Annotated in this window: 8 protein-coding genes; 4 read left to right on the top strand and 4 right to left on the bottom strand. The window is 71.1% G+C overall.

The genetic code is table 11. The features are described 5' to 3' along the window. Window positions 1-107 precede the first annotated feature (107 nt). Genes H9X80_RS04565 through H9X80_RS04580 form a run of 4 tightly spaced genes read left to right on the top strand, consistent with a single transcriptional unit; the run spans window position 108 to window position 3883 of the window. A complete protein-coding gene (locus tag H9X80_RS04565; RefSeq protein ID WP_204793162.1) occupies window positions 108-1880 on the top strand; it encodes a phosphotransferase in 1773 nt (590 codons plus the stop codon). Window position 1881: 1 nt separating this feature from the next. Continuing rightward, the gene (locus H9X80_RS04570) at window positions 1882-2820 is read left to right on the top strand and encodes an EamA family transporter (protein ID WP_204793163.1); all 939 of its coding nucleotides are present in this window, start codon (window positions 1882-1884) and stop codon (window positions 2818-2820) included. 48 nt (window positions 2821-2868) lie between these two features. Next, window positions 2869-3549, top strand: coding sequence for a glycosyltransferase family 2 protein (locus H9X80_RS04575; RefSeq protein WP_204793164.1), 681 nt, complete (start codon window positions 2869-2871; stop codon window positions 3547-3549). A 4-nt stretch (window positions 3550-3553) separates the two neighbouring features. Beyond that, entirely contained in the window at window positions 3554-3883 is a 330-nt protein-coding gene (locus tag H9X80_RS04580) for a DUF2304 domain-containing protein (protein ID WP_204793165.1), read from the top strand. Window positions 3884-3993: 110 nt separating this feature from the next. Here H9X80_RS04580 and H9X80_RS04585 read toward each other — a convergent pair whose 3' ends face one another. The 4 genes from H9X80_RS04585 to priA all read right to left on the bottom strand — a co-directional run bounded on the left by H9X80_RS04585 (window position 3994) and on the right by priA (window position 9265). After that, window positions 3994-5310 carry a transcription antitermination factor NusB gene (locus H9X80_RS04585; protein ID WP_204793166.1) on the bottom strand — a complete coding sequence of 439 codons (1317 nt, stop codon included), beginning with the start codon at window positions 5308-5310 and terminating at the stop codon, window positions 3994-3996. Continuing rightward, a complete protein-coding gene (fmt, locus tag H9X80_RS04590; protein WP_204793172.1) occupies window positions 5310-6230 on the bottom strand; it encodes a methionyl-tRNA formyltransferase in 921 nt (306 codons plus the stop codon). Before fmt ends, H9X80_RS04585 begins: the two co-directional genes overlap by 1 nt. Before the next feature lie 89 nt (window positions 6231-6319). Further along, the gene (def, locus tag H9X80_RS04595) at window positions 6320-6871 is read right to left on the bottom strand and encodes a peptide deformylase (RefSeq protein WP_204793167.1); all 552 of its coding nucleotides are present in this window, start codon (window positions 6869-6871) and stop codon (window positions 6320-6322) included. Between the two features lie 90 nt (window positions 6872-6961). Then, window positions 6962-9265, bottom strand: a complete 2304-nt coding sequence (priA, locus tag H9X80_RS04600) for a replication restart helicase PriA (RefSeq protein ID WP_204793168.1) — start codon at window positions 9263-9265, stop codon at window positions 6962-6964. Window positions 9266-9393: the final 128 nt, after the last annotated feature.

Below are 9393 nucleotides of genomic sequence, written 5' to 3' on the forward strand. Positions count from 1 at the left end.
CATGTTCATAACTTGAGATTATTCTCAAAAACTTGAAAATTAGCTTGAAAGTCCCTACATTCATTTAATGTAAGGAAAGCATTATGTATCCGTAAGGCACGGCAAAGATGTCACTCACCAAGAACGAGTTCAAGGTTCTCCAGGCCCTGTCCAACACGGGCGAGCGGCTCACGCAGCGCACGCTCGCCGACGAGACGGGCCTCTCCCTGGGCACCGTCAACTCCACGGTGAAGGCCTGCCGCGGGAGCGGGATGCTCGAGGACGGGCGCATCACGGAGAAGGGCGTGGACGCGCTCGAGCCCTACCGCGTGCGCAACGCGGTTATCATGGCGGCCGGCCTCTCAAGCCGCTTCGTCCCGCTCTCCTACGAGCGCCCCAAGGGCATGCTGCGCGTCAAGGGCGAGGTCCTCATAGAGCGCCAGATCAAGCAGCTGCTCAAGCGCGGCATCTCCGACATCACCGTGGTGGTTGGCTACAAGAAGGAGTACTTCTTCTACCTGGCCGCCAAGTACGGCGTCAAGATCCTCGTGAACGACGAGTACGCCGAGAAGAACAACAGCTGGACGCTCTGGCTGGCCAGAAACCAGCTCGACAACACCTACGTCTGCTCCTCGGACGACTACTTCACCGTCAACCCGTTCGAGCGCTACGTCTACAAGTCCTACTACGCCTCCGAGTACGTGAGCGGCCCCACCAATGAGTGGTGCCTCGGCACCGGCGCCGGGGACCGCATCACCTCCGTCAGCGTGGGCGGCCACGACTCCTGGGTCATGCTCGGTCAGGTCTACTTTGACCACGAGTTCTCCAGCCGCTTCGTCCCGCTGCTCGGCGACGCGCTCAGGCGGCCAGGCTCCTCGGACAAGCTCTGGGAGTCCATCTACGCCGACAACCTCAAGACGCTCGACATGGAGATCCGCCGCTACCCCGAGGGCGTCATCCACGAGTTCGACTCCCTGGCGGAGCTCGAGAGCTTCGACCCGGAGTTCATCTCAAACGTGGACTCGACGATCTTTGACAACATCGTGGGCGTGCTCGGCTGCCGCCGCGAGGAGGTCCGGGACTTCTACCCGCTCAAGCAGGGCATCACCAACCTCTCGTGCCACTTCGCCACGGACGAGGGCGAGTGGGTGTACCGCCACCCGGGCATCGGGACCGAGCTGCTCGTCAACCGCAGGGCGGAGGTGGCAGCCCTTGAGGTAGCCCGCTCGCTCGGCGTGGACGACACCTTCGTCTACGAGGACCCCGAGCGCGGCTGGAAAATCTCCCGCTTTGTCCCGGACAGCCGCCAGCCCAACCCGCACGACCCGTCCCAGGCGGCGCGCATCATGCAGATGGCGCGCAGCGTCCACAGGAGCGGCGCCACCGTGGGGAGCAGCTTCGACTTCTTTGAGGAGGCGCAGCGCTACGCGTCTCTCCTGCGCAGGCGCGGACCCATAGACATCCCGGGGTACGAGGAGATGGCCGAGAAGGTCGCGCGGCTCGCAGGCCACGTGAAGGACGACGGCGCGCCCACCTGCCTGTGCCACAATGACTTCTTCACCCTCAACTTCCTCGTGGACAAAGACGACAAGTACTACCTCATCGACTGGGAGTACGCCGGCATGGGCGACTACGCCAACGACTTTGGCACCTTCGCCGTCTGCGACCAGCTTGACGAGGGCGAGATGCGCGCCGCGCTGGCCGCCTACTTTGACCGGGAGCCGACCGAGGCCGAGTGGCGCCACAACCTTGCGCACGTGGTCCTTGCCGGGTGGTGCTGGTACCTCTGGGCGCTCCTCAAGGAGGCCGAGGGGGACAACGTGGGCGAGTGGCTCTACATCTACTTCAACGGCGCGAGCACCTACCTTGACCAGGCCCTCTCGCTCTACGAGGAGGCATAGGGTGCACTTTGGCGTGATGAGCGGCGTCCTGTGGGGCCTGGACACCGTTGTCCTGGGAATCGCGCTCGGCCTTGCCCCCTACCTGGGAGGCCCCGAGGCGGCCGCCTTCGCGTCGATCGTGAGCTCGTTTCTGCACGACGCCTTCTGCGCGGCGTGGATCTTCATCTACATGCTCGCGCGCGGGCGCCTCGGCGACACGCTCCGGGCCCTCAGGACCAGAAGCGGCCTGGTCGTCGCCTGCGGGGCGCTGCTCGGCGGCCCCGTCGGCATGACCGGCTACGTGGTGGCCATCAACAACATCGGCCCCGCCTACACGGCGATCATCTCGGCGTTCTACCCCGCCTTCGGGGCGCTTCTCTCCTACCTGCTGCTCAAGGAGCGCATGCGGGCGGGCCAGCTCGTGGCCCTCTTCGCGGCCCTTCTCGGCGTCATGGCCATGGGGGCCGTCTCGGCGGGAGACTCCACGGTCGGCAACGTCGCGGTGGGCCTCCTGGGCGCGGCGCTCACCGTGGTGGGCTGGGGCTCGGAGGCGGTCCTGTGCGCGTGGGGGATGCGTGACGACTCCGTGGACAACGAGACCGCGCTCCAGATCCGCGAGACGACCTCCGCGCTCGTCTACGCCGTGGCGGTCCTGCCGCTCTTTGGGGCCTGGCCCTTCGCCGCCACGGCTGCGCCCAGCACGGCCACGGGGGTAGTCGCTCTCTCGGGCCTTGCCGGCGCGGCCTCCTACCTGCTCTACTACAAGGCCATCTCGCGGATCGGCGCCGCGCGGGCGATGGCCCTCAACGTGTCCTACTCGGCCTGGGCCGTGGTCTTTGGGTTTGTGCTCCAGGGCACGGTCCCCAGCGTCACCACCGTCGCGCTGTGCCTGGTCGTCCTTGTGGGAACTGTGCTCGCCGCCACGGACTGGGACGAGCTCACGGGACGCTCGCGCTCTTAGGCTATACTCTGTCGCGCAGGTTTGAGGCATCGACGGTATCGGAGCGGCATGCGCGTACTTGCAATCATCCCCGCCTATAACGAGGAGGAGTCCCTCTCCTCCACGATCGACGAGTTTCTCGCCGCACAGACGGGCTGCGACTACCTTGTGGTGAACGACGGCTCCTCGGACGGCACCGAGCAGGTGTGCCGCGAGCACGGCTACAACCACGTGACCCACCCCACCAACCTCGGCCTTACCGCGGGCGTGCAGACGGGCATGAAGTACGCCCTCGCCCACGGCTATGACGCCGCCCTCCAGTTTGACGCGGACGGCCAGCACGTGCCATCCTACATCCCCACCATGGTCGCGGAGATGGAGCACTCCGGCGCGGACATCGTGATCGGCTCGCGCTTCGTCGACAAGCCCAAGCCCCTCTCCATGCGCATGCTGGGGTCCCGGCTCATCGAGGCCATCATCCGCCTGACCACGGGCCAGACCGTGAGGGACCCGACCTCGGGGCTGCGCCTGTACAACCGCGCGATGATGGAGCAGTTTGCGCGCCGCTTCGACTTTGGCCCCGAGCCGGACTCCGTGGCCTACCTGATGCGCCACGGCGCCAAGGTCCGCGAGGTCCAGGCCGAGATGCGCGAGCGCCAGGCGGGCGAGAGCTACCTCAACTTCGCAAGGTCAATCTCGTACATGGCGCGCACGTGCACGTCAATCCTCTTCGTCCAGTGGTTCAGGTGATGTCATGAGCATTGCGCTGAGGGTTTCTCTGATTGTCTGCTCGCTGCTGATCCTCTTCTTCGTGATGCGGCGCATCCGGAAGTCCGGGCTCGAGATCACGGACTCCATCTTCTGGCTGCTCATCTCGGCGGCGCTCATCGTGATCGCCGTGTTCCCGCAGATCGCCTACTGGGCGGCCGACCTGCTGGGCTTTGACGCGGCGGTGAACTTCGTCTTCTGCTGCGGCATCATCGTGCTGCTGGTGCGCACGTTCGCCCAGGACCAGAAGATCTGCCAGCTCAAGAAGAAGCTCATCACGCTTACCCAGGACGAGGCCCTGCGCGGGCGGGAGTAGCCCGAGCGGCGAGAAGGACCGTCCGCGCCGCGGGGGTGTCTGCGCCGCAAAGGGCTGCTCTCGCCGCGGGAGTCTATCCGTACAGCGTAGGCCGCTCGTGCCGCGGCGGGCTACCTGCGCCGCAGGCGCGCGCAGAAGTGCGTGTCCGCGTCCGGGCGGTCCTCGGTGAGGCCGGCCCCCACAAGCTCGAACCCGACCCCGGCCGGGCTGGCGAGAAACGCCCTGACCACGTCGTCGTTCTCTTGGGCGAGCACGGAGCAGGTGGCGTAGACGAGCCTGCCGCCCTCCCCCACGCGCGAGGCGGCGCTGGAGAGAAGCTCCAGCTGGAGCGCAGCGAGCTCGCCGGGCGCGCCCGGCTCGAGCGACCACGCGATCTCCGGGTGGCGGGCCAGCGTGCCCGTTCCGGTGCAGGGCGCGTCAACGAAGGCCAGGTCAAAGATGCCGAGGGTCGCGTCCAGCGAGCGGGCGTCCGCCGCCACGCAGCACACGTGGGCCGCAGCACCCGCCGCCTCCATGCGCGCGGCGGCGCGCTCGGATCTGCGCGCGTCCGCCTCCACGGCAACGATCTCACACGGGCCGCCCGCCGCCACGGCGGCCCCCTCGAGCAGCAGCGTCTTGGTGCCGCGCCCGGAGCCCACCTCGAGCGCGCGCTCGCCCGGAGCGGGCGCGCACGCGAGCGCCACCTCCTGCGCGGCGAGGTCGCACGGCAGCACGTCCGCGCGCTCCACCAGCCCGGAGGGCGCGAGCGCCGCTGGCGTGCCCAGGCGGAAGGAGCCCGGCAGCGGGCCCGGCTCAGGGGCGCAGCCGGCGTTTTCCAGCAGCGCGGACGCCTCGCCCGAGCTCAGCCGCACACGGTTGGCCACCACCCAGGCGCCGGCCGGCTCCAGCGCGCGGAGCGCCCACGAGGCCGCCCGCGCGGGACCGAGCGAGGCCAGCGCGCGCTCGGCGAGCCACTCGGGCAGCGCGCCAACGCGGGCCAGGTCAGCAGCGTCAAACGAACCCGTCTCCACGCTCGTGCGCGCCGCGGCGAGCACAGGCACGTCCTCTGTGGCCACGCGCCGCAGTACCGCGTTGGCAAGGCCGGCCGCACGCGGCGCCACGCCGCGCACGAGCTCCACGCCCTGGCTCACGCACGCGTCGGCGCGGTGTCCCAGGTAGAGCAGCTCGAAGGAGGAGAGCCGCAGCGCGTCCCGCACGCGCGGCTCAAGACGGGCGCCCCGGCGCAGGTGGGAGTCGACCACGCGGTCAAGCTCGCCTGCCGCGGCGGTGACGCCCAGCACGAGGCGCGTGACGAGGCCGCGGTCGCGCTCGGAGAGCTCGTCGAGCGCGTCGCTCGCGCGCAGCAGGTCGCGGGCATGCGCGCCGCGCCGGCGGCACTCCCCCAGCAGCGCCAGCGCCCTCCGGCGCGCCGCCGTCGCCCGCGCCACTACGCACGCTCCCAGGTCAGGCCCTCGCCACGCAGGCCGGCTGCCCAGGCGGAGGCGTCCATCTCCCGCTTGCCGTCCGGCTTCACGCGCACGAGCTCGAGCGCCCCCTCCACGCAGCCCAGGAGCACCCGCCCGTGGGCGGCGAGCACCGCGCCGGCAGCGAGGTCCTTCTCGCCGTCCGCGGGTCGAACGGCGCAGACGCGGACACCGCGTCCGGCCACCACGCAGCGGGCCGGGGCCGTGTCGCCGGAGGCCTGTACGCGCAGGACGTTGACACGGGCGGGATCGGCCGGGTCCAGCAGCAGCTCGGCCTTGCTGATCTTGGCGGCGTGCGTGACCTGTGCCTCGTCCTGCTCCACCCACGCGGCGCTGCCGTCGACGACCGCGGGCAGCGTCTCCACCAGCAGGTCCGCACCTAGGCGGGCGAGCTCGGCGGTGAGCTCGGCGGCGCCCTTCTGGCCCACCGGGGTCGAGGCCTGGGCGCAGTAGGCGCCCGTGTCCACCCCGTGGCCGATCCGCATGATAGAGACGCCCGTCTCGGCGTCCCCGGCAAGGATCGCGCGCTGGATGGGCGCGGCGCCGCGCCAGCGCGGCAGCAGCGACGCGTGCACGTTCACGCAGCCCGCCGGCGCCAGCGTCAGCACCTCGTCGGGCAGGATGCAGCCAAAGGCGGCCACGCAGATGACGTCCGGTGTGGCGGCGGTGAGCTGCGCGAGCACCTCAGGCGTGATCTTCGAGCACTCCGTCACCGGAAGGCCCAGCTCGAGCGCGCGGGCCTTGACCGGCGAGGGCACGAGCGAGCGGCCGCGGCCGCGCACCGCGTCGGGGCGGGTCAGCACGAGCGTCACCTCGCAGGCCTCGGCCAGGCGCTCGAGCGAGGGCACCGCAAAGTCGGGGGTGCCCATGAAGACGACGCGCAGCCGCCGCACGGCGCCGCCCGTGGGGGCCGCGGCCGCCGGGTTCTTCTCGCCTGCGTCCGTCAGGTTCTTCTCGCCAGCCATAGGACCCCCTACTCCGCGACCTCGGTCTCGCCCGGGCGCGCGCCGGCAGCCAGGGCCTCCTGGTAGTCGTGCTCGGCCTGGGCCCGCGCGATCGGCGCGAGGTGGTCGAACATCGTCACGCCGTGGACGTGGTCGATCTCGTGCTGCAGGCAGACGGCCATGAGGTTGTCGCGGGCCTCGTACTGCATGAGGTCGCCGTCGAGGTTGCGCGCCTGCACCACCACGTGGCTCGGACGGGTCACGGTGACGCTCACGCCCGGGAAGGAGAGGCACCCCTCGGACCCGGTGTGCTCCGGTCCGTCCGCGGTGATGACCTCGGGGTTGATGAGCACGTAGGGGTTCTTCTTGGACCCCTTGCCCGCGTAGTCGACGTCGATGACCACGATCTGGCGCATCTCGCCCACCTGCGGGCCGGCGAGGCCGCAGCCGTCCGCCGCGTACATGATCTTGAGCATGCGCTTTGCCAGGGCGCGCACCTCGTCGTCAATCTCCTCGATGGGCGCGCACTCCTGAGAGAGGCGCGGGTCGGGCGAGAGCACGATCTGCTTGAGCTCGTTCACGGTTTCTCCCTTTTCTGCCGCGGGGCGCGGGCCGCACGGCGTCGCTTCCTGCCGCGGGGCGTCGCCCGGCGCGGCGTCGTGCCTGCGGCCCTACATGAGGTCGTAGGCGTCAATGTCCACTGCCATGTTAATACCCCGGCGCCGCGGAAGCGACGCCGCTATCCCGCCGAGCAGCGCGCCCAGCTCCGCGCCCACCGGGGCCTTGACCATCACGTGGCGACGGAGCTGGTCCTTCGCACGGGCGCGCACGCAGTCGGCGGGCCCGAGCACCTCCCAGCCCGCCGCGTCGCCCACGCGCTCGCGCACGGCGGCGGCGAGCTCATCGGTCACGGCGCGCACGTCCGCCTGGCTGCGGCCCCAGACCACCACGTTGGCAAGCCGGCTGAACGGCGGGTAGCCGGCCTCGGCACGCTCGGCGAGCTCCGCGGAGAGAAACGCCGTGCGGTCGTGGGTGGCCACGGCGCGCATGGCCGGGTGGGTGGCCCAGTAGGTCTGCACGATCACCCGGCCGGGGCGCTCGCCGCGCCCGGCGCGGCCGGCCACCTGCTCCAGCAGGTCGTAGGTGCGCTCCGCGGCGCGGAAGTCCGGCAGCTTGAGCATGGTGTCCGCGTTGATGACGCCCACGAGCGTGACCTCGGGGAAGTCGAGCCCCTTGGCGATCATCTGGGTGCCCACGAGCACCGCGCGCTCCGCCGCGTCGAACTGCTCCAGCAGGCGCTGGTGGGCGCCCTTGGCGCGCGTGGTGTCCGCGTCCATCCGCACGACCTCCACGCCCTCCGGCAGAAGCGCGCGGAGCTCGTCCTCCACGCGCTGGGTGCCCACGCCGTAGGCGGCCAGGTAGCGGCTGCCGCAGTTGGGGCAGCGCGTGGAGGGGTCCGGGAAGGCGCGGACCGGCCAGCTGCGCCCGCAGGTGTGGCACATGAGCAGGTGGCCGCGCTCGTGGTAGGTGAGCGCCGTGGAGCAGTGCGGGCACTGGGGCACGCAGCCGCACTCGCGGCACATGAGGAAGCTGGCAAAGCCGCGGCGGTTGAGCAGCAGCACGGCCTTCTCGCCGCGCGCCACGGTCTGGCGCAGGGCCTCGGCAAGGGGTGCCGAGAAGACCGAGCGCCCGCCGCCGCGGAACTGCTCCGCCATGTCCACGACGCTGACCTGCGGCAGGTTGGCCCCGCCCGGCCGCTCCGGCATCTCAACGCGCTCCCAGCGGACGCCCGCGTGGGTGCCCTGCCGGCAACGCTCCAGGGACTCCAGCGACGGCGTGGCCGAGCCCAGCACGAGCGCCGCCCCGCGCGCGGCGGCGAGGCGCGCGGCGACCTCGCGGGCGTGGTAGCGCGGGGACTTGTCCTGCTTGTAGGAGCCCTCGTGCTCCTCGTCGATGATGACGAGGCCGCAATTGGCAAGCGGCGCGAAGAGGGCCGAGCGGGCGCCCACCACCACGTGGGCGCGCCCCTGCCGGACGAGGTCCCACTGGTCGAAGCGCTCGCCGGTGGAGAGGCGGCTGTGGAGCACGGCCACGTCGTCGCCGAAGCGGCTGCGGAAGCGCCCCACGGTCTGCGCCGTGAGGGAGATCTCCGGCACCAGCACGAGCGCGCCGCGGCCGTCCGCGAGCGCCCGCTCGATGGCGGCAAGGTAGACCTCCGTCTTGCCCGAGCCCGTGACGCCGTCCACGAGCACCACGTCCCCGCGGGCGGCGCGCCGGGCGCGCTCGATAGCGTCGAGCGCGGCGAGCTGGCCCTGGGTGAGCGTTGCCGGGCGCGGGGCCACGGCCGAGGAGAGCGTGGTCCGATCTCCGCCGCGCATCTCCCGGCGGGCGGTGACGGCCACTACGCCACGCCGCTCGAGCGCGCGCACGGTCGAGGACGCACCGGGGATGGTGGCCGAGAGCTCGGAGAGGCGCATGTCGCCCTGGCGCAGGGCCTCGATCACCGCGCGCTGGCGGCTGGCGTTCTTGGCGGGGCTGAAGTCGTTGGCCGCAGGCGTGAGCGCCACCCAGCGCGCGTCCACGGCGCCCGCGCGCTCGCTGACGAGCTCCCAGGGGGCGTCCGGGTCCGCGCGACGCACGCGCACCTTCTGCCCCGGGGCCAGGAAGGGCCGGACGGCGTCCGGCAGCGGGCAGGCGTACTCGTGCGCCATCCAGACGGCGACGCTTGCGGCCACCTCGTCGAAGGCGCTCGGCGCGAGGACCTGCGCCACGGGCTGGATCTTCTCGGGCGCCAGACCCGCGGGCGGCTCCTCGGAGGTGGCGATTACGTAGCCGACCGCCGGGCGTCGCGAGAAGCTCACGAGCACCGTGGCGCCGACGACGGCCGTGGCCTCGAGCTCGGGCGGCACGGCGTAGTCGAACGCGCCGTCGAGCGCGCGCGTGGGTATGTCGAGCACGACGCTCGCGTAGCGCATGGGTCTGGGGCCTCCGTTCCGCTTGCCAGGGGCCTGGGCCGCGCGAACGCCCGTCTGGTTCCGCGCCCTGGCGACAGTTTCACTTTACCGCATGGCGGGTGCGGGACCGGCGGCGGGCGGGCGTGGGC

It is taken from the genome of Olsenella profusa, assembly GCF_016900315.1.
GTDB classification, from domain to species: domain Bacteria; phylum Actinomycetota; class Coriobacteriia; order Coriobacteriales; family Atopobiaceae; genus Thermophilibacter; species Thermophilibacter profusus_A.